The following is a 20,424-nucleotide window of genomic DNA, read 5'->3' as shown; positions in this document are numbered from 1 at the left end:
AAGCAGGAGTACGACTGTACAGGGGGCCTCGGAGCGGGCGCAAATCGTTTGCGCCGTGCTCTACGTCTGTCAACCGGAACCTCTCGTGCAGAACCGGCACTTCATATGACATACCCTGCTCAAACAGTGCGCCGTCCCGGACAGGCAGTGACGGCCCCTCATGCATCTCCACCCCCGGGAGGCTTCCCATGACCACCGTTACGTCCCCTCTTGCAGGACGCGCCATCGGACTCGCCGCGGTACCCGATCCCGTCTTCTCCGGGGCGATGGTCGGCCCCGGTACGGCGATCGATCCCGTGCGTGAGCCCTCGGAGGCTGTCTCTCCCGTCGACGGGGTAATCGTGTCGCTCCACCCCCACGCCTTCGTCGTCGTCGACGAACAGGGTCACGGGGTGCTCACGCACCTGGGCATCGACACCGTGCAGCTCAATGGCGAGGGCTTCGAGCTGCTCGTCAACAAGGGAGACACCGTGACGCGCGGTCAGGCCGTGTTGCGCTGGAACCCGGCTGCGGTAGAGCAGGCCGGCAAGTCGCCGATCTGCCCGGTCGTGGCACTCGAGGCCACGGCCGACTCCCTCTCCGACGTCCGCGAGGACGGCGACGTGAAATCCGGCGACACCCTCTTCGCCTGGCAGTGACCTCCGTGCCGTCCTCGACGGCACATCGCACAACCACCGCGGCGGCGGGACCCGCCGCACTATCGGAGACGGGTGAGATGGAGACAACGCTGCGAGGCGTCGGCGTGAGCCACGGTGTGGCGATCGGCGAGGTTCGGCACATGGGAACGGCGGTCCTTGAACCGCCTGCCAAGCAGATCCCAGCAGAAGACGCGGAGCGCGAACAGGGGCGCGCCCGCAAGGCCGTCGAGGCGGTGGCGGCCGACCTCATTGCGCGCGGCAATCTGGCGGGCGGCGAGGCCCAGCACGTACTAGAGGCGCAGGCCATGATGGCCCAGGACCCCGAGCTGATGGCGGACGTCGACCGGCGTATCGCCGTCGGCAGCACGGCCGAACGCGCGGTCTACGACGCATTCGCTTCCTACCGGGCTCTGTTGGCCGGTGCCGGCGAGTATCTCGCCGGTCGTGTGGCGGACCTCGACGACGTGCGGAACCGCATCGTCGCCCGGCTGCTCGGCGTACCCATGCCGGGAGTCCCGGACAGTGACGAGCCCTACGTCCTCATCGCCCGGGACCTCGCCCCCGCGGACACGGCACTGCTCGACCCCACCCTCGTGCTCGGCTTCGTCACCGAGGAGGGCGGGCCGACCAGCCACAGCGCGATTCTGGCGCGGGCCCTCGGCGTGCCCGCCGTGGTCGCGCTGCCCGGTGCAGGTGAACTCGCCGAGGGCACCGTGATCGCTGTGGACGGCAGCACCGGTGAGATCTTCGTGGAACCGAGCGCCGAGAAGAGGGCGCAGCTGCAGGCCGCCGCGGAGGAGCGCAGGGCGGCGCTGTCCGTCTCGACCGGTCCCGGCGCCACCTCCGACGGACACAAGGTGCCGCTGCTCGCCAACGTCGGTGGACCGTCCGACGTGCCGGCCGCCGTGGAGGCCGGTGCCGAAGGTGTCGGTCTGTTCCGTACCGAGTTCCTCTTCCTGGACGACAGCAAGCAGGCGCCCTCGGAGGAGAAGCAGGTAGAGGCGTACCGGCAGGTGCTCGAGGCGTTCCCCGAGGGGCGTGTCGTGGTGCGTGTGCTGGACGCGGGCGCGGACAAGCCGCTCGAGTTCCTGACTCCGGCGGACGAGCCCAACCCGGCGCTGGGCGTGCGCGGTCTGCGCACGCTGCTCGACCACCCCGACGTGCTGCGCACGCAGCTGACGGCGCTGGCGAAGGCCGCGGAAGGGCTGCCGGTCTACCTCGAAGTGATGGCTCCGATGGTCGCGGACCGCATCGACGCCAAGGCGTTCGCCGACGCGTGCCGAGCCGCCGGTCTGCGGGCGAAGTTCGGTGCCATGGTGGAGATCCCGTCGGCCGCGCTGCGGGCGCGATCGATTCTGCAAGAGGTCGAGTTCCTGTCCCTGGGCACCAACGACCTCGCGCAGTACACCTTCGCCGCGGACCGGCAGGTGGGCGCGGTGTCGCGGCTGCAGGACCCGTGGCAGCCCGCGTTGCTCGACCTGGTCGCGCTGTCCGCCGAGGCGGCGAAGGCCGAGGGCAAGAGCTGTGGTGTCTGCGGTGAGGCCGCGTCGGACCCGCTGCTCGCGTGTGTCCTGACCGGTCTGGGGATCACCTCCCTGTCGATGGGTGCCGCGTCGATTCCCTACGTCCGGGCGACGCTCGCCAAGTACACGCTCGCGCAGTGCGAGCGTGCCGCCGCGGCCGCACGTGCCGCGGACACGGCCGAGGAGGCGCGCACGGCGGCTCAGGCGGTGCTCTCCGGCGAGTGACGGGCCTCCTCGCCCAGCGAGGTTCGCCTGACGAGGGGCGCTCCACCTGCGGGTGGGGCGCCCCCTTCGCGTTCAGTGGGTGTGGTCCGTCGTCCTGCCTTCGGGGCCGAGGTCGGGCGGTACGCAGTAGTCGACGCCCGACTCCGGTGGGACGAGGTCTCCGGACGCGACGTCGGTGCAGTAGGCGTCGAAGACCTCGCCGGCGGTGAGGGGCTCCAGTCCGTCGGCGCGCAGGCGCCACCCGTAGACGCGGTCGGTCATGCCGGGGGCGGTGGTACGCATGACGAGGCCGCCGGGGCTCCCGGTGGCGATGCCGAGGGCGAGGACCGTGGTGAATTCCAGGGCTTCCGCTTCGTCGAGGCGGGCGGTGCCCTCGGCGTCGTCGTGGGCTCGGAGCGCGGCGACGAGTGCTTCGGGTGCGGTCGAGACGCTGCACACGAGATGGCGCTCGCCGGGACCCGCGGTGTCGAGGACCCGGGCGAGCAGGCGCGAGGCCCGGGCGAAGGACGCGCGTCCGATGTCCTCTCCACAGGAGGCGCAGGTGCCGACGCGGGCCAGGAGCGTCGTCGCGTACTCCCAGGTCGCTTTGCGGACGGCTTCGTCGATCAGGTCCGGAACGAGTTCGGCGAGAGGCTGGCCGCGGTAGGGAACGGTGGAGCCGGTGGCGGCCAGTTCGGCGGTGAACCGGGTGCGGCTGGCGGCGGCGTCGGGTTCCAGGCCGTTGTCGACGCAGAACTCCGCGTACTCCTCGGGGTCGAAGAGTGCCACCGTGGTGTGGCTGCCCTGGGCGGCGAGGGTCCGCAGCAGGGCTTCCACCTGCTGGAGGTAGGCCGTGTGGTCGTCGAAGGTGAAGGTGCGGTAGCGCCGCATCGCCGTGAAGTCGTGCGCGTCGGTCAGGAGACCGATCGTGCCGGCGATTTCGCGGCGCAGGACGCGTCGCATGGTCGGGTGGTCGGTGTGCGCCATTGTTTCCCCCTGTGTGCACAGTCGATCAATGCTCACTCACAGTAACCGGCGGCACTGACAACGGTCCGCGGGCGAGGTGCTCGCGGACCGTTTCGTGAGGGAACAGGCAGGTCACAGGGGTGGATGGGTGGGCCGAAGCTGTGCGGCCGGCGAGCGCGGCTCGACGGGCGCGGTGACAGCGAGTCGACCGGTGCCGCGCCGGGCGGGCTGTGCGAGACCGAGGCCGTCCGAGCAGGTTGGCCGCGCCGGCCGGTCAGCCGCGCTCGCGGGCCAGTTCCTCGTAGAACCTCAGCAGTTCGACGTTGTCCACGGAGCCGACGTTGACCGCCTTGTCCAGGGGAGCGCCCTGCAGCAGGCGCTTGACCGGGACCTCGATGCGTTTGCCGGTGAGCGTGTGCGGGACGCCCGGGACCTCGATGACCTCGTCGGGGACATGGCGCGGGGAGAGCTGTTCGCGGATCGTCTGCTTGATGCGGTTCAGCAGGGCTTCGTCGAGTGCGGCTCCGGGGGCGAGGTGGACGAAGAGGGGCATCCAGTAGCCGCCGTCGGGCTGTTCGATGCCGATGACGAGCGACTCCTTGATCTCGGGGAGGCGTTCGACGGCTTCGTAGATGTCGGCCGACCCCATGCGCACGCCCTGGCGGTTGAGCGTGGAGTCCGAGCGGCCATGGATGATCACGGAGTCCCGCGAGGTGACGGTGATCCAGTCGCCGTGACGCCACACTCCGGGATAGGTGTCGAAGTAACTGTCGTGGTACCGGCTGCCGTCGGGGTCGTTCCAGAAGCGAATGGGCATGGAGGGCATCGGGTTGGTGACCACGAGCTCACCGACTTCGTCGATGAGGGGTTTGCCGCTGGGGTCCCAGGACTGGAGGTCCGTGCCGAGGCCCGCCGCCTGGAGCTCGCCGATGTACACGGGGAGGGTGGGCACGGCGCCCGCGAAGCAGGAGCACACGTCGGTCCCCCCGCTGACGGAGGCGATCCACAGGTCCTCCCCCACTTCGTCGTGCAGCCAGCGGAAACCGTCGGGCGGCAGGGGCGAGCCGGTGGTCGCGACGCATCGCACGCGCGTGAGGTCGACGTCGCGTGAGGGGTGCACCCCCGCCTTGCGGCACGCCATGACGTACGCGGCGGACGTACCGAAGAGGGTCGCTCCCGTACGTTCGGCGATACGCCACTGGGCGCCGGTGTCCGGGTAGCCGGGGCTGCCGTCGTACAGGACGATCGTGGTGCCCGTGAGCAGGCCGGAGACGAGGAAGTTCCACATCATCCAGCCGGTGGACGTGTACCAGAAGAAGCGGTCCTCGGTGCTCAGGTCGCAGTGCAGTCCGAGCTGCTTGAGGTGCTCGACGAGGATGCCGCCCTGGGACTGGACGATCGCCTTGGGCAGGCCGGTCGTTCCCGAGGAATAGAGCACCCACAGTGGGTGGTCGAACGGCACCGGTTCGAAGACCGGTTCCACGTCGGCGGAGGTCAGCGCGGACCAGTCCAGGGCGCCTTCGGGGGCCTCGGTGCCGAGCAGCGGGATGTGTACGACGGCGCGCAGGGTGGGCAGTTCGCCACGCAGCTCGGCGACCACGTCGCGGCGGTCGTGCTCCTTGCCGCCGTAGCGGTAGCCGTCGACCGTGAAGAGCACGACGGGTTCGACCTGCTGGAAGCGGTCGAGGACGCTGCGGGCTCCGAAGTCGGGGGCGCAGGAGGTCCACACGCCTCCGACGGCGGCCGTGGCGAGCAGGGCGACCACGGCCTGCGGAACGTTGGGGAGATAGCCGCTGACGCGGTCGCCCGGGTGTACTCCGAGGGCGCGCAGCTCGGCGGCCAAGGAGCCGACCTGACGGCGCAGCTCGGACCAGCTCACGGGGGTCGGCTCGTGGGTCTCGTCGACGTACAGGAGCGCCGGTTCGTCCGCGCGGGTTCCGGCCGCGCGCAGGGCGTGCTCGGCGTAGTTGAGGGTCGCTCCGGGGAACCATTCGGCGCCGGGCATCGACCGGTCGCCGAGCACGCGCGCGTAGGGGGTCGAGAAACGCACGTCGAACCACTCGGTGACGGCTTTCCAGAACGTGTCCAGTTCGTCCACCGACCAGCGGTGCAGTGCCGCGTAGCCACCGTGGGACGGGGCTCCGTGGTGCTCGGCCGCCCAGGCCTGGAACTTCGTGATCCGTGCCTGGGCGATGCGCTCCGGATCGGGCTCCCAGAGCGGTGAGGGGTTCGCGGTGGACATGGGGCGGCTCCCGGACTGTGCGCGTCGTGTGCGTCGGTCGCGCACGAGCTGGGGTGTGCGCGTCGCGCGGCTGACAGGGACGATGCCATGTGATCGACTTCAGCACCAGGGTGCGCCACACATAGTCGGCGACATGAAGATGTGCCCTCACCACGGGTGAACGGAAGTTGAACGACTCACCCGTTCAGTGGAGGCAATGGCAGGGTGAGCAGCATGGATGGTCGTGACCTGGTGCGTTCGGTGAAGGCGGTCGGTTCGACGGGGGCGGCCCAAGGGGTGCGGACCGTGCGGGCCGCATGGCGCAGGCGGCGTGCCGATGCCGCCGGCCTGCCGCGGCGGGGTGCCGAGCGTGCGCGGGTGCCGGGCCCGGTGCAGGCCGTGGAACCTGGGCCGGGCGGCGGTGTCGTGCGGTTCACCCGATCCGAACTGCGGATCATGGTCGCGGTGAGTGGCGCGGTGTTCTGGGGCTGGGACGGCGCCGGTCCGGAGCCGTCGTACGGGCTCGCCGGCCGTTGTCCGGAGCCGGACCCGCGAGCCGTCCTGGAGCCCGACAAGGACGGCGGGTGGCGGGTGGTGGCCGAACGGGTGACGGTCGCCGTCTCGCGGCACGGCGCCGTCGAGGTGCGCACCCCTGGTGGGGTGATCCTGCGCCGCGATCTGCCGCCCCGCTGGTGGGAGCCGGTCGGCGGGGGCGCGGCGCGCTGGATGCAGCGTTCGGAAGTGGCCGCCGACGCCCGGTTCTTCGGTCTCGGCGGCCGCGCGGGGGGTCCCCGGCTGCGCGACGGCACGTACCGGTTGTGGAACACCGATCCGGGGCGTGCCTTCGCGCCCGGCGAGGACCCGCTATACATCACCATGCCCGTGCAGATGGTGGTGGCCGACGCGGCCACCCATCTCGTGTTCCACGACACCTCGTGGGACGGCACGGTGGCCCTGCGCGAGGGCGAGGAGGGTGCGGGCTCCGGCCATGACCGGGCCGGGACGTGCGAGCTGCGGGTGGACGGCGGGCCACTGCGCTGCTGGGTGATAGTGGGCACCCCCGCGCGCGTGCTGCACGCGTGGGTGTCGCTGGCCGGAGCGCCCGCGCTGCCGCCCGCCTGGGCGCTGGGGCACCATCACGCGCGCTGGGGCTTCGGCAGCGAGCAGGAGGTGCGGCGCATCGTCGCGGGCTACCAGGAGCGTGATCTGCCCCTCGACGCGGTCCATCTGGACATCGACCACTACGACGCGCACCAGGTGTTCACGGTCGACCGGGAACGGTTCCCGAAACTGCCGGCGCTCGCCGGGGATCTGCGTCGTGACGGCATCCGGTTGGTGTCGATCGTCGACGCGGCCGTCAAGGCCGAGCCGGGCAACGCGGTGTACGACAGTGGCGTCGCCGAGAACGCCTTCGTGAGGGATGCCTCGGACCGGCCCGTACGGAGTGTCGTGTGGGCCGGGGACTCGGTCCATCCGGACTTCACGGACGCGCGCGTGCGGCAGTGGTGGGGCGGTCTCTACGAGGAGCGGCTGGCGCAGGGGTTCGCGGGCTTCTGGCACGACATGAACGAGCCGACGTCGTTCACGGCTTTCGGGGAGTCGACGCTGCCTCGGTCGGCGCGGCACTCTCTGGAGGGGCGCGGGGGCGACCATCGTGAGGCGCACAATGTGTACGCCCTGGGGATGGCCCGGGCCGCGTACGAGGGTCTGCGCCAGTTGGCTCCCCAGGAGCGGCCGTTCCTCTTCTCGCGCTCCGGGTGGGCCGGAATGCAGCGCTACGGAGGGACCTGGTCCGGGGACGTGGCCACCAGCTGGCCCGGTTTGCGAGCGTCGCTGTCGTTGGTGCTGGGGCTCGGTCTGTGCGGGGTGCCCTACTCGGGGCCGGACGTGGGCGGCTTCGACGGGAGTCCGTCGCCGGAGCTGTATCTGCGGTGGTTCCAGCTCGGCGCGTATCTGCCGCTGTTCCGTACGCACGCGAGTCTGCGGGCGGGGCGCCGGGAGCCCTGGGAGTTCGGTGCCGACGTTCTGGAGCACGCGCGCGTGGCGCTCGTCGAGCGGCGGCGACTGTTGCCCTACTTCGTGACGCTCGCGCATCTGGCGGCCCGGACCGGAGCACCGTACGTGCGTCCGGTGTGGTGGGGCGCGCCCGAGGACCGGGCGCTGCGCGACTGCGAGGACACCTTCCTGCTCGGTGACTGTCTCCTCGTGGCACCGGTGCTGGACCACGGGGCGGACCGTCGTGCGGTCCAGCTGCCGCGGGGGCGCTGGTACGACACCGTCACCGAAGAGGCGTACGAGGGGCCGGCCCAGGTGCTGCTCGACGCCCCCTTGTCGCGGATTCCGGTTCTGGCGCGCGCGGGTGCCGTTCTGCCCGTCCGGGGCGATGACGGCGCTCTGGAGCTGGAGGTGTGGGCCCCCGCGCGCGGGAGGACCGGTGGTGGCCTCGTGGTGCCCGACGAGGGCGACGGCTGGGACGAGCCGGAGGTGGAACGCTATGTGACGCGCTGGGAGGGGAAGCGCGTGGTCGTCCGGCGCGAGGGGGACAACGGCACGAGCGAGCCGGGGCGTCCCGTTCGGATGCGGGGTCTCGGGACGCCCTGAAGGGCCCTACGGGGCCGAGGGTCTCCTCAGTACCGTCCCTCGAACCATGCCCTGGCCGCCAGGGTGTGCAGCGGGAAGGCGAGTTCGGCCGGCCTGCGCAGCAGGTGCCAGCCCTCGGTCTCGTCCGTGGCGGCGGAGGCAGGAAGGTCGGCCGCGGGGCGCTCCGGGAGGAGACCGAAGAGCAGCAGGTGGCCGGCGGGAGAGCTCATCGCGTCGGCGAGGCGAACCTCGCGGCTGGCGGCGTCGATGCCCGTCTCTTCCCTGAGCTCCCGGACGACGGCGTGCCGCCAGTCCTCCCGGTCGTCTATGAAGCCGCCGGGCAGGGCGATACCCCCGCGCGCGGGGGTGATGGTCCGGGTGATGACGACCAGGGCGGTGCCCTGGGCGTCGTAGACGGGCTGCAGGGCCACCGCGACCGGCAAGGGGTTGCGGTAGGCGACGGCTCCGCAGGCGGGGCAGGTGCGGGGCCAGCCGGAGATGCCCTCTCCGTAGGGTGCTCCGCAACTCGAACAGTGCGAGTCGGGGGCGAAGTCGGCAGGCGGGTGCGGGGTTTCGGACACGCCGGGACTGTAGCCGATCACCCGGCACCGGCTTCGGGCGCCTCTGTCTTCGGTCCGTCTTCGGCCCGTCCGCGGTCGCGATGCCGTGCGGCGTGCCCGCCCCGTCCTCACGGGGCGGGCTACCGGCTCAGCGGGTCGAGGTCAGCGACCTGTCGGACACGGGGAAGTCGAAGTAGGTGTCCGGATAGGGCTCGGGCTTGTAGGTGTAGTGCCACCATTCCTCGGCGAGGTTGACGAACCCGAGGCCTTCGAGGGTGTCCTTCAGGAGCAGCCGGTTGGTGCGCTGCGCTCCCTGGATGCGCGGGTCCAGGGTGTGGGCGAGCGTGTCGAAGCAGTCGAAGCCGGTGCCCATGTCCAGCGAATTGTCCGGGAACCGCTCGCCCTTGGAGGCGTAGCAGGGTACGAGGGTCTGTCCGGGAACGTACGGCCTGGTGGGCTTCGCCGGCAGTCCTACGATCGTGAGGTCCATCGTCGAACCGCGGCTGTGTCCGGACTTCTCGGCGATGTAACCGTCCTCGAACAGACGGGTCTTGTCGACCTGGGGATAGAACTCGGGCTTCATCGCCTGGTCGTCGAGGTTCTCGGCCCAGCGGACGAAGTGGTCGACGGCTCGTTGCGGCCGGTAGCAGTCGTACACCTTGAGGGTGTAGCCCCGGCGCAGCAGTCGCGTCTGCGCCTTGTGGAGGGCCTCGGCGGCGGGCCGGGTGAGGATGCAGACGGGTTGCCGGTAGCCGTCGACCCGCTCGCCCACGAAGTTGTGCGGGGTGAAGTAGCGCATCTCCTGGACGATCGTCGGGTCCACGGACCTCAGGGCGACGAAGTCGTCGGGGGCCTTCGGCTCGGGCGTCGCACGGGCGGTGGCGGAGGCGGCGGTCACGGCCAGCAGGGCGGCGAGCGCGGTCATGAGGCCGCGCACGGCGCCGGAGAGTCGTGTCATGCCCCCTGCGTCTACCAGGTATGGGCTTCGACGGGGAAGGGGCCGCATACGTCCGGCCGTGTCGGGCGACCGATTCACTGCGGGCCCCTGAGCGTCCCCGCCGCAGGGACGGCCGGAACCACCCCCGTGGGCCCCGGCCGTCCCTCCTGTACTCCGACGCCCCGGGGGCCTGCGTGGTTCTCTTCCGACGCTGCCCATTTTCCGTTGCCCGTGGCACACTTCTGACGTTCCGTCAGATCCACTGCCATGGAGGGGTCTTGTCGCGTACACGCACACCCGTGGTCGCCGGATGGTTCGCCGGAGACGGGGACGGGTTCCATCTGCTCGGCACGCGCTGCTCGGCGTGCGCCTCGGTCTTCTTCCCCCGCGAGGACGCCTTCTGCCGCAATCCCGGCTGCCCGGGCGGTGACCTGACCGAGGTCCCGCTCTCCCGACGCGGTCGCGTCTGGTCCTACACGGACAGCCGGTACCGGCCTCCGTCACCGTATGTGACCGATCCGGAACTCTCGTGGGAACCCTACGCGTTGATCGCTGTGGAGCTGGAGTCCGAGCGGATCGTCGTCCTCGGTCAGACGGTTCCCGGTGTCCGCGCCGTCGATCTGGCGGTGGGCATGGAGGTGGAGGTCGTCCCCGGCGTGCTCAACGAGGACGAGGAGACGACGTGGACGACGTGGCACTGGCGGCCGACGGGGGTGACGGCATGAGCGGAACGCGGCACGGGGGTGACGGCGTGAGCGGCGAGGTGGCGGTGCTCGGCGCGGGCATGCACCCCTGGGGCAAGTGGGGACACGGCTTCGTCGAGTACGGGGTCGCGGCGGCCCGCGCGGCGCTGGCCGACGCGGGAGTCGACTGGCGGGACGTCGACTCGGTCGTGGGCGCGGACACCGTGCGCGGAGGCTATCCCGGACATGTGGCGGGCGCGACCTTCGCGAAGGCGCTCGGCTGGCAGGGTGCGCGGGTGACCAGCGTGTACGCGGCGTGCGCCTCCGGAGCGCAGGCCGTCGGCACCGCGCGGGCGCAGATCCTGTCGGGACTCGCGGACCTGGTGCTCGTGGTGGGCGCGGACGCGGCACCCAAGGGGTTCTTCCGTCCGGCGGGCGGGGACCGGCCGGACGATCCCGACTGGCTGCGGTTCCGTGTCCTCGGGGCGACGAATCCGACGTACTTCGGGCTGTACGCGCGCAGGCGGATGGCCGTCCACGGGGACACGCTGGAGGACTTCGCGCAGGTCAAGGTGAAGAACGCCGCCTTCGGGGCGCTGAACCCGAACGCGCGGTACCGCAAGAGGGTCACCGCCGAGGAGGTGGCCGGCTCCGCGGTCGTCGCCGATCCGCTGCGGCTGCTCGACATCTGCGCGACCTCCGACGGCGGTGCCGCCCTGGTGCTGTCGAGCATGGAGTTCGCACGACGGCACGGGACACCGCACCCCGTGCGGATCCGCGCGGTGTCGACGGTGACACCGCGCTATCCCAACACCGTGCTGGATCTCCCGGACATCGCCACGGACTCCGCCGTCGCGGCGGAGCCCGCGGCGGACACCTTCCGCGCCTCGATCGCGCGGGCGGCCTACGAGGAGGCGGGCATCGGTCCCGAGGACCTGTCGCTGGCCGAGGTGTACGACCTGTCCACGGCGCTGGAGTTGCAGTGGTACGAGGATCTCGGGCTGTGCGCGGAGGGCGAGGCGGCGAAGCTGCTGCGGGAGGGCGCCACGGCACTCGACGGCCGGATACCGGTCAACGCCAGCGGCGGCCTGGCCTCCTTCGGTGAAGCCGTTCCGGCACAGGCCATAGCCCAGGTGTGCGAGCTGACCTGGCAGCTGCGGGGCCACGCGGGCGACCGGCAGATCACGGGAGCACGCGTGGGGATCACCGCGAACCAAGGCCTCTTCGGACACGGGTCGTCGGTGGTCGCCGTCCGCTGAGCCGGCAGACTTTCGCACTCTCTGTGACGACTCGGGAATCCCGCGTGAACAGCTCGTGAATCGAGCCCGGGCGCGCGCGGACGGCGCCAGTATGCTTCCGTGCCCTCCTGGACGGATACTGTCCGCTTCGCCTTCCAGCCGGTCGTCAACCTGACGACCGGAGGGGTTGCGGCGCTGGAGATGCTCGCCCGTCCGGAGGCCGGCGACATCCTCGCGCAGGCCCGTCGCGATCCCGAACTCGACGGCCGGCTGGCCGCGTTGGCGATCCGCGCGGCGGCCCGCCAGGAGACGCTGCTGCCGCTGCACGTCAACGTGTTCGCCGGGACACTGGCCGATCTCGGCGGACTCGCGGCGCTGCGCGAGGCGGTCCGCGCGGCCGGACGGCTGCCGTGGGAGGTGACGGTCGACATCGGTCCGCCGTACACGCATGTCCCGCAGCACGCCCTGCTGGAGGCGGTCGCCACGCTGCGCGGCGACGGCTTCCGGATCTGCGCGGACGGCGTGGGCGACGGCGACGTACCGCTGCGCCTGCTCACGGATCTCGCGCCCGAGCTGGTGAAGCTCGACGTGTCCCTGCTGGCGCGCCCCGCGGCCGTGCGGGCGATGCGGACGCTGTGCGAAGAGCTGGGCGCGCTGTTGTCCGTGGAGGGCGTCGAGACGGAGCTGCAGTGCGCGGCCGCGGTGTCGGCGGGCGCCCAGCTGGCGCAGGGCGACCTGTTCGCGCCGCCCACCCGGCTGCCCGCGGCGGACGTATACGTTCCGGCCCTCTCCCCCGGCGTCGCCCCGACGCCCCCGTCCGGGCCTTCGGTGCTGCAGTTCGTCCGGCCCGCCGCGCTGCTGCCCGCGACGGCGTCCGCGAAACGGGTACGCGCGCTGCTCACCGGGTCGCCCGACGTGTCCGGGGTGCTGCTCGTGGACTCCGCCGGTATCCCGGTCCGCTCGGTGCACCGGTCACGATTCCTGCTGTCCATGTCCGGTCCCTACGGGCACGCGCTGTACGCCGACCGTCCGGCCGCCAAGCTCGGTGATCCGCCGCGCACGGTCGGCGTGGACGCCACCGCGTGGGAGGTCCTCGACGTGGTGGCGGACGGGGAGCGGGACCGTACGTCCGACGATGTGGCGGTCGTCGACCGCTACGGGCGGTGCGTGGGGGTCGTACGCCTGGCCGATCTCGTGCGAGCGCTCTCCGAGAGCCGGGTCGAGGAGGCGGCGGGGCTCAACCCGTTGACGAGGCTGCCCGGTTCGGACGCGATCACCACGGAGGTGGACCGGCGGATCGCCCACGGCCTGGTGTTCGCGCTCAGCTGGCTGGACGTCGACCATTTCAAGCAGGTCAACGACGGGGCGGGGTTCGCTGCGGGCGACGAGCTGATCCGCGCGGTCGGGCGGGCTCTGCAGCTCGCGGCGTCCGAGGCCACCCGAGTGGGGCACATCGGTGGCGACGACTTCCTGGTCCTGGCGGACCCGGACATGCTCGACCCGCTGGCCAAGTCCGTGCTCGACGCGCCCTGGTCGGCGGGCGGACGGCCCGTCACGCTGTCGTTGGCCACGGTCCTGTGCGCGCCGGGAAGCGTGAGCGACCACCGGCAGGCGGCGGCCTGTCTGGCGCCGCTGAAGCAGGCGGCGAAGGCACTGAACGGGGCGAGCTGGGTGCTGGGGCGTGCGGGTCTGCCGGGCTGTGAGATCCGCCGCGGTTCGGGCGCGGCGCAGGCGCAGGCGGGCTGAGCGGCAAGGGGCCGGGAGGAGTGGTTCTCCCGCGGGCCGGTGCGGCGACCGGGTGCCGGGTGACTTGCGGGAACGCGGGAGCCGCCTGGAGCGCGGGGGTACTAGAGCCGCGTGACGGGCTGCGACCCGGGAGCCGCGTGACGGGCGGTGCCCTGGGGGCGGCGGCCCGCAACGAGTGGGCCGGAAGGCCCGTGCGGCGTGCCGATCCTGGCTCGTTCACGGCCCTCAACCGTTCCCGTCACCGACCTTGACGCCCCCTGGGCACCGGTGAACACTTCCGGGTGTCAGTCGGCATCGCCGCGTTCGGGCCTCTCCAGGCACCGCGCCGCTCGGGTTCCCGACCTGTGCCAAGGCCGTACCCCCACAGGCGATTCCGCTGCGACGGCACGCTCGTCACGGACGCCGGGCGGGGCGCGGGATCTCCCTGCCCTCGGCTGAGGTGGCCATGGGAAACGCACCCTGCACGGTGGCCCGGGGCGGTCCGCTCCGGGCGAGGCCTAGGAGCCGCCATGAGCAACGGCGACATATTTGTCGGCGAGTTGATCGGCACTGCGATTCTGATTCTGTTCGGCGCGGGCGTCTGCGCCGCTGTCACACTCGACAAGTCCAAGGCGCAGGGCGCCGGCTGGGTGGTCATCGCCTTCGGGTGGGGATTCGGCGTGCTCGCCGGCGCGTACACCGCCGCGCCGCTGTCCGGGGGCCAGATCAACCCGGCCGTGACCATCGGTTTCGCCATCGAGGGCTCGACCAAGTGGGAGGACGTGCCCTTCTACCTCCTGGGGCAGTTCGCCGGAGCCGCCGTCGGCGCCATCCTCTGCTGGCTGCTCTACCTCGGCCAGTTCAACCTCAACGCGGACGAGGACAACGCCATCGAGACGCTGGGCATCTTCTCGACCCGGCCCGAGATCGACAACCCGGTCCAGAACCTCCTCACCGAGACCATCGCCACCGTCGGCCTGATGCTGCCCATTCTGGCCATGGTCGGCGGCCACAAGCACGTGGCGGGGATCGGCGACGCGGGACTTCCGGTACAGCTCATCGCGTTCCTCGTCGTCGGTATCGGCCTCTCGCTGGGCGGCCCCACCGGGTACGCCATCAACCCGGCCCGCGACCTGGGACCACGCCTCATCCACGCACTGCTGCCGATTCCCAACAAGGGCACCTCGCAGTGGAGCTACTCCTGGATCCCCGTGGTCGGCCCGATCGCGGGTGCCGCCATCGGGGCCGCGATCTACAACGCAGCCTTCTGACGAAGGGGACGTCATGACGGACAACGCCGAGAAGTACGTCGCCGCAATCGACCAGGGCACCACCTCGAGCCGCTGCATCATCTTCGACCGGAGCGGCGCGATCGTCGCCGTCGACCAGCGCGAGCACCGCCAGATCTTCCCCAAGCCGGGGTGGGTGGAACACGACGCCACCGAGATCTGGTCCAAGGTGCAGGCGGTGGTGGCCGGCGCGATCGCCAAGGCCGGCCTGCGCGCCGACCAGCTGAGCGCGCTCGGCATCACCAACCAGCGCGAGACGACGGTCCTGTGGGACCGCGCCACCGGCAAGCCCGTGCACAACGCCATCGTCTGGCAGGACACCCGGACCTCCGCGCTCTGCCACGAACTGGGCGGCACGGACGGCCAGGACCGCTTCCGCGAGCAGACCGGCCTGCCGCTGGCCAGCTACTTCTCCGGGCCCAAGGCCGCCTGGCTGCTGGACAACGTGCCGGGCCTGCGCGCGCGTGCCGAACGCGGCGAGATCGCCTTCGGCACCATCGACTCCTGGCTGATCTGGAACCTGACGGGCGGCACGAACGGCGGACGACACGTCACCGACGTCACCAACGCCGGGCGCACGATGCTGATGAACCTGGAGACCCTCCAGTGGGACCAGTCCATCCTCTCCGCCATGAACGTCCCCGAAGCGGTGCTGCCCGAGATCAGGTCCTCCGCCGAGGTGTACGGCACCGCCGTGGGCCAGCTCGCGGGCGTCCCCGTGGCGTCGGCGCTCGGCGACCAGCAGGCGGCGATCTTCGGGCAGGCCTGCTACGACGTGGGGACGGCCAAGAACACGTACGGAACGGGCAGTTTCCTGCTGCTCAACACCGGCAACCGGCCCGTACCCTCGAAGAACGGGCTGCTCACCACCATGGGGTACAAGATCGGCGGTGAGGCGCCCGTCTACTGCCTCGAGGGGTCGATCGCGATCACCGGCGCCCTGGTGCAGTGGTTCCGCGACCAGCTCGGCATCATCCGTACCGCCGACGAGATCGAGCCGCTGGCCGCGAGCGTCGAGGACAACGGCGGCGCGTACATCGTGCCCGCGTTCTCCGGCCTGTTCGCCCCCTACTGGCGCTCCGACGCCCGCGGTGTCGTCACCGGCCTCACCCGGTACGTCACGAAGGCGCACCTCGCCCGTGCGGTCCTGGAGGCGACGAGCTGGCAGACCCGGGAGGTCGTGGACGCCATGTTCCAGGACTCCGGGGTGCAGATCACCACCTTGAAGGTGGACGGCGGCATGACCAAGAACAATCTGCTGATGCAGCACCAGGCGGATGTCCTCGGCGTGCCGGTGATCCGCCCGAAGGTCTCCGAGACGACGTGTCTGGGAGCGGCCTACGCGGCCGGGCTCGCCACCGGCGTGTGGAACGACCTCGACGAGCTGAAGTCGCACTGGCAGAAGGACGTCGAGTGGACACCGGCCATGGAGGCCTCCGTACGCGACCGCGAGTACCACAACTGGCGCAAGGCGGTGGAGAAGAGCTTCGGCTGGCACACGGACGACGTCGGCTGAGAACGAGGTCCACGCGCGCGTGGCCCGTGTGAGGCGCACGCGCGCGTGCGCAGCTGCGGCCCGTACCCCGGTCGGCGGGGGTACGGGCCGCGTCCGACGTGCCGCGCGTGGGCCCGGGTCAGGTCGTGACCGGTTCGCGTCGGTCGGCCGCGGTGGCCAACGCGTGCTGGACGACCTCGATGAGAACCTCCTTGGCCGACTCCCGGTCCCGTGCGTCGCACAGGACGAGCGGCACGTCCGCGTCGAGGTCGAGAGCCCGACGCACCTCTTCGACCGGGTGGCGGGCCGCTCCTTCGAAGCAGTTGACCCCCATCACGAACGGGATGGAGCGCCGCTCGAAGTAGTCGACGGCGGCGAAGCAGTCCTCCAGGCGGCGGGTGTCGGCCAGCACGATCGCGCCGAGCGAACCGGTCGCCAGTTCGTCCCACAGGAACCAGAAGCGGTCCTGTCCGGGCGTCCCGAAGAGGTACAGCACCAGGTCCTCGCGGAGCGTGATGCGGCCGAAGTCCATGGCGACGGTGGTGGTGTTCTTGCTCTCCACACCGCTGGTGTCGTCCACGGGCCGGCCCGCCTCGGTGAGCACCTCCTCGGTGCGCAGCGGCTTGATCTCACTGACCGCGCCGACCAGGGTCGTCTTGCCCACGCCGAAGCCGCCGGCCACCAGGATCTTGAGCGTGACGGGCTCGACCGGGGGCTTGCCGCGCTCAGAACGCCCGAAGATCATCGATCTCTACTCCTGCTTGATGGGGAATCGTGCGGCGGTGGGCCGTAGCCCCCGCCGCCGGGGGTTTCGATGACGAGTACGTCGCCGGGGCCGACATCCGTCGTAGCACTTCCGCCAAGTTCGGTGACGGTGCCGTCGGCGCGCTCCACCCGGCCCGCGCCGAGTGCTCCCGGCTCGCCGCCCGCCATACCGTAGGGCGCCATCCGGCGGTGCTGGGAGAGCGTGGAGACGGTCATCGGCTCGAGGAACCGGATCCGGCGCACGGCGCCGTCCCCGCCGTTCCAGCGTCCCCGTCCTCCGCTGCCGTGCCGGACCGCGAACTCGTCGAGCCGGACCGGCAGCCGCCACTCCAGCACCTCGGGGTCGGTGAGCCGCGAGTTCGTCATGTGGGTCTGCACGACGGACGCGCCGGGGAAGCCGTCACCGGCCCCCGATCCGGAGGCCACGGTCTCGTAGTACTGGTAGCGCTCGTTGCCGAACGAGACGTTGTTCATCGTGCCGGAGCCCTCGGCCTGTACACCCAGGGCTCCGTACAGCGCTCCGGTGATCGCCTGGGACGTCTCCACATTGCCGGCGACCACGGCGGCCGGGGACTCGGGGGCGAGCATCGAGCCGGGCGGCACCACGATGTCGAGGGGGCGCAGGCAGCCTTCGTTGAGCGGGATGTCGTCGTCGACCAGGGTGCGGAAGACGTAGAGAACCGCGGCGTCGACCACGGAGAAGGGCGCGTTGAAATTGGTGGTGAGCTGCGCGGACGTCCCCGTGAAGTCGATGGTCGCGGAGCGCTCGCGGCGGTCCACCCGCACGCCGACCCGGATGACGGCCCCGGAGTCGGTCTCGTAGGCGAACTCGCCGTCCTCCAGGGCGTCGATGACGCGTCGCACGGCTTCCTCGGCGTTGTCCTGCACGTGGCGCATATACGCCTGGACGACGTCGATGCCGAAGTTCTCGATCATGCGGGCGACTTCGGTGACGCCCTTCTGGTTGGCGGCGATCTGGGCGCGCAGGTCGGCGAGGTTGGTCTCCGGGTCGCGCGAGGGGTAGGGCGCCTCGGTGAGCAGGGCCAGTGTCTCCGCCTCGCGGAACCGGCCGTTCTCGGCGAGCGGCCAGTTGTCGAAGAGGATGCCTTCCTCGTCGATGGTGCGGCTGTTCGCGGGCATGGAACCCGGCGCGATGCCGCCGATCTCGGCGTGGTGGCCGCGCGAGGCGACGTAGAAGAGGATCCGCTCACCCTCCGTGTCGAACACCGGGGTGATCACGGTGACGTCCGGCAGGTGTGTGCCACCGTGGTACGGGTCGTTGACCGCGTAGGCGTCGCCGGGCCGCATGCCGTCGCCGCGCCGTCGGACGACCTCCTGCACGCTGGTGCCCATGGAGCCCAAGTGCACCGGGATGTGCGGTGCGTTGGCCACCAGGCTGCCGTCGGGGTCGAAGAGGGCGCAGGAGAAGTCCAGGCGCTCCTTGATGTTCACCGACTGGGCGGTGGACTCCAGTCGGGCGCCCATCTGCTCGGCGATGGACATGAAGAGGTTGTTGAAGACCTCCAGGAGGACCGGGTCCGCTTCCGTGCCGAGATCGGAACTCTGCGTAACCGCCACGCGTTCCATGACCAGATGCCCGTCGTCGGTCGCCGCGGCCCGCCAGCCGTCGTCGACGACGGTCGTCGCGCTGGCCTCGGTGATGATCGCGGGTCCGGTGACGGTCTGCCCGGGGGGCAGTTCCTCGCGGCGGTGCAGGGGCACGTCGCGCCAGGCGCCCCCCGTGTGGAGGCTGACCGCCTCCGCCGCACCGGGGGCGGACGAAGAGGGGACGAGGGCGGAGAGATCGGGGGGTTCGGTGAGACCGGTGGCCTCCACGGACAGGGCTTCCACGACGACCGGACGATCGAGGGTGAAGGAGTAGGTGGCGCGATGGAGTTCTTCGAAGGCCCGGGTCATGGTGTCGGGCCGCGTCAGCTCGACGGTGAGCGCCGTGTCGGTGCCGTCGTAGCGGAGCTGGGCGCGGCGGGTGACACGGATGCGGTCTCCGGGCACGTCCTCGGCGAGGAGTTCGGCGCGCGCCGCGCCTTCCAGGTCGTCGGCGGTCTTGAGGACACCGGGCATCGCGGAGGCCGCCAGGGGTGCCTCCACGGACTGCTCGCGCATGGCCGTGGTGTCGGCGAGCCCGATGCCGAGGGCGGAGAGGACACCGGCCATGGGCGGGACGAGGACGGTGCGGATGCCGAGCGAGTCGGCCACCATGCACGCGTGCTGACCGCCCGCGCCGCCGAAGGTGGTGAGCGCGTACCGGGTGACGTCGTGGCCCTGCTGCACCGAGATCCGCTTGACTGCGTTGGCGATGTTGGCCACGGCGATCTGCAGGTACCCCTCAGCCACCTGTTCGGGGGTGCGGTCGTCGCCGGTCTTCTCGCGGATCTCGCGCGCGAGAGCGGCGAACCGGCCGCGGACGAGCGTGTCGTCGAGGGCCTGGTCGCCCTCGGGGCCGAACACCTGGGGGAAGTACGCGGACTGGATGCGGCCGAGTGCCACGTTGGCGTCGGTGACCGTGAGCGGGCCACCACCGCGGTAGGAGGCGGGGCCGGGAGCGGCGCCGGCCGAGTCGGGTCCGACGCGGTAGCGGGAGCCGTCGAAGTGAAGCACGGAGCCGCCCCCGGCGGCGACGGTGTGGATGTCCAGCATGGGTGCGCGCAGCCGGACCCCGGCGATCCGCGTGGTGAAGACGCGTTCGTACTCGCCCGCGAAGTGCGAGACGTCCGTGGAGGTGCCGCCCATGTCGAATCCGATGACACGGTCGAAGCCCGCGAGCTGCGACATCCGGGCCATGCCGACGATGCCGCCCGCGGGCCCGGACAGGATGGCGTCCTTGCCGCGGAACTGGCCGGCTTCGGTGAGCCCTCCGTTGGACTGCATGAACATCAGCCGCACGCCGCGGAGTTCGTCGGCGACGTGCTGGACGTATCGGCGCAGCACCGGCGACAGGTAGGCGTCCACGACCGCCGTGTCGCCCCGCGGGACCAGCCTCATCAATGGGCTGACCTCGCTGGAGAGCGAGATCTGCGGGAATCCGACCGTGGCCGCGAGTTCACCGACGGCCTGTTCGTGGGTGGGGTGGAGGTGACTGTGCATGCAGACGACGGCGACGGCGCGGATGCCGGAGTCGTACGCCTCCTGGAGGGGCGCGGCGAGGGCGTCGAGGTCGGGGGCGCGCAGGACGGTGCCGTCGGCGGCGATCCGCTCGTCGACCTCGACCACGCGCTCGTACAGCAGCTCGGGCAGTTCGATGGCGCGGGCGAAGATCCGGGGGCGGTTCTGGTAGGCGATGCGCAGGGCGTCCCGGAAGCCGCGGGTGATGACGAGAAGGGTGCGCTCTCCCTTGCGTTCCAGGAGGGCGTTGGTGGCGACGGTGGTGCCCATGCGGACGGCGTCCACGGGCGTGTCCCGGAGATCCCGGCCGTCGTCGCCGAGGAGTTCGCGTACGCCCGCCACCGCCGCGTCGGTGTACCGGGCGGGGTTGTCGGACAGCAGTTTGTGCGTGAGCAGACGGCCGTCCGGGCGGCGCGCGACGATGTCGGTGAAGGTGCCACCCCGGTCGACCCAGAACTGCCAGCCAGTCACTTATGT

At 71.2% G+C, this 20,424-nt stretch carries 13 protein-coding genes and 1 pseudogene; 8 read left to right on the top strand and 6 right to left on the bottom strand.

Annotation, left to right across the window (positions count from 1 at the left end; translation table 11 throughout):
* The first annotated feature begins 188 nt into the window (after positions 1-188).
* Both OG199_RS34230 and ptsP read left to right on the top strand, forming a co-directional pair.
* Positions 189-638 carry a PTS glucose transporter subunit IIA gene (locus OG199_RS34230; protein WP_356800786.1) on the top strand — a complete coding sequence of 150 codons (450 nt, stop codon included), beginning with the start codon at positions 189-191 and terminating at the stop codon, positions 636-638.
* 77 nt (positions 639-715) lie between these two features.
* The gene (ptsP, locus tag OG199_RS34225; RefSeq protein WP_356800787.1) at positions 716-2,386 is read left to right on the top strand and encodes a phosphoenolpyruvate--protein phosphotransferase; all 1,671 of its coding nucleotides are present in this window, start codon (positions 716-718) and stop codon (positions 2,384-2,386) included.
* 72 nt (positions 2,387-2,458) lie between these two features.
* Here the strand turns inward: ptsP and OG199_RS34220 are convergent, their stop codons facing one another.
* Positions 2,459-3,352, bottom strand: a complete 894-nt coding sequence (locus OG199_RS34220) for a hypothetical protein (RefSeq protein ID WP_405832717.1) — start codon at positions 3,350-3,352, stop codon at positions 2,459-2,461.
* Positions 3,353-3,605: 253 nt separating this feature from the next.
* Complete coding sequence (locus OG199_RS34215) at positions 3,606-5,573, bottom strand: acetoacetate--CoA ligase (protein WP_356800789.1); 1,968 nt, start codon at positions 5,571-5,573, stop codon at positions 3,606-3,608.
* Positions 5,574-5,786: 213 nt separating this feature from the next.
* On the opposite strand from OG199_RS34215, the gene OG199_RS34210 reads away from it, so the two are divergent.
* Positions 5,787-8,153 (top strand): TIM-barrel domain-containing protein, encoded by a 2,367-nt coding sequence (locus OG199_RS34210; RefSeq protein ID WP_405832715.1) that lies wholly within the window; start codon positions 5,787-5,789, stop codon positions 8,151-8,153.
* 26 nt (positions 8,154-8,179) lie between these two features.
* Here OG199_RS34210 and OG199_RS34205 read toward each other — a convergent pair whose 3' ends face one another.
* Together OG199_RS34205 and OG199_RS34200 are read right to left on the bottom strand one after the other, a co-directional pair.
* Complete coding sequence (locus OG199_RS34205; RefSeq protein ID WP_356800791.1) at positions 8,180-8,713, bottom strand: NUDIX domain-containing protein; 534 nt, start codon at positions 8,711-8,713, stop codon at positions 8,180-8,182.
* Between the two features lie 127 nt (positions 8,714-8,840).
* The gene (locus tag OG199_RS34200) at positions 8,841-9,650 is read right to left on the bottom strand and encodes a M15 family metallopeptidase (RefSeq protein WP_405832713.1); all 810 of its coding nucleotides are present in this window, start codon (positions 9,648-9,650) and stop codon (positions 8,841-8,843) included.
* Between the two features lie 278 nt (positions 9,651-9,928).
* Here OG199_RS34200 and OG199_RS34195 point away from each other — a divergent pair, with 278 nt between their 5' ends.
* The 5 genes from OG199_RS34195 (at position 9,929) to glpK (ending at position 16,080) form a co-directional block, all read left to right on the top strand.
* Positions 9,929-10,354 (top strand): zinc ribbon domain-containing protein, encoded by a 426-nt coding sequence (locus OG199_RS34195; RefSeq protein ID WP_356800810.1) that lies wholly within the window; start codon positions 9,929-9,931, stop codon positions 10,352-10,354.
* A gap of 26 nt (positions 10,355-10,380) precedes the next feature.
* Positions 10,381-11,571, top strand: a complete 1,191-nt coding sequence (locus tag OG199_RS34190; RefSeq protein ID WP_405834759.1) for a lipid-transfer protein — start codon at positions 10,381-10,383, stop codon at positions 11,569-11,571.
* Between the two features lie 99 nt (positions 11,572-11,670).
* Positions 11,671-13,296, top strand: coding sequence for an EAL domain-containing protein (locus tag OG199_RS34185; RefSeq protein WP_405832711.1), 1,626 nt, complete (start codon positions 11,671-11,673; stop codon positions 13,294-13,296).
* A gap of 509 nt (positions 13,297-13,805) precedes the next feature.
* Positions 13,806-14,546, top strand: coding sequence for an MIP/aquaporin family protein (locus OG199_RS34180; RefSeq protein WP_405832710.1), 741 nt, complete (start codon positions 13,806-13,808; stop codon positions 14,544-14,546).
* Positions 14,547-14,559: 13 nt separating this feature from the next.
* Positions 14,560-16,080: a glycerol kinase GlpK gene (gene glpK / locus OG199_RS34175; RefSeq protein ID WP_405832708.1), complete on the top strand. Its 1,521-nt coding sequence runs from the start codon at positions 14,560-14,562 to the stop codon at positions 16,078-16,080.
* A 118-nt stretch (positions 16,081-16,198) separates the two neighbouring features.
* Here the strand turns inward: glpK and OG199_RS34170 are convergent, their stop codons facing one another.
* Positions 16,199-16,804 carry an ATP/GTP-binding protein gene (locus OG199_RS34170; protein WP_356800796.1) on the bottom strand — a complete coding sequence of 202 codons (606 nt, stop codon included), beginning with the start codon at positions 16,802-16,804 and terminating at the stop codon, positions 16,199-16,201.
* Positions 16,785-20,418, bottom strand: a pseudogene (locus OG199_RS34165) (hydantoinase B/oxoprolinase family protein). Before OG199_RS34165 ends, OG199_RS34170 begins: the two are co-directional and overlap by 20 nt.
* Positions 20,419-20,424: the final 6 nt, after the last annotated feature.

This window comes from Streptomyces sp. NBC_01176, assembly GCF_045039825.1.
In the GTDB taxonomy this organism is placed as follows: Bacteria; Actinomycetota; Actinomycetes; order Streptomycetales; family Streptomycetaceae; genus Streptomyces.
This window is presented reverse-complemented; position numbering and strand designations above follow the sequence as displayed.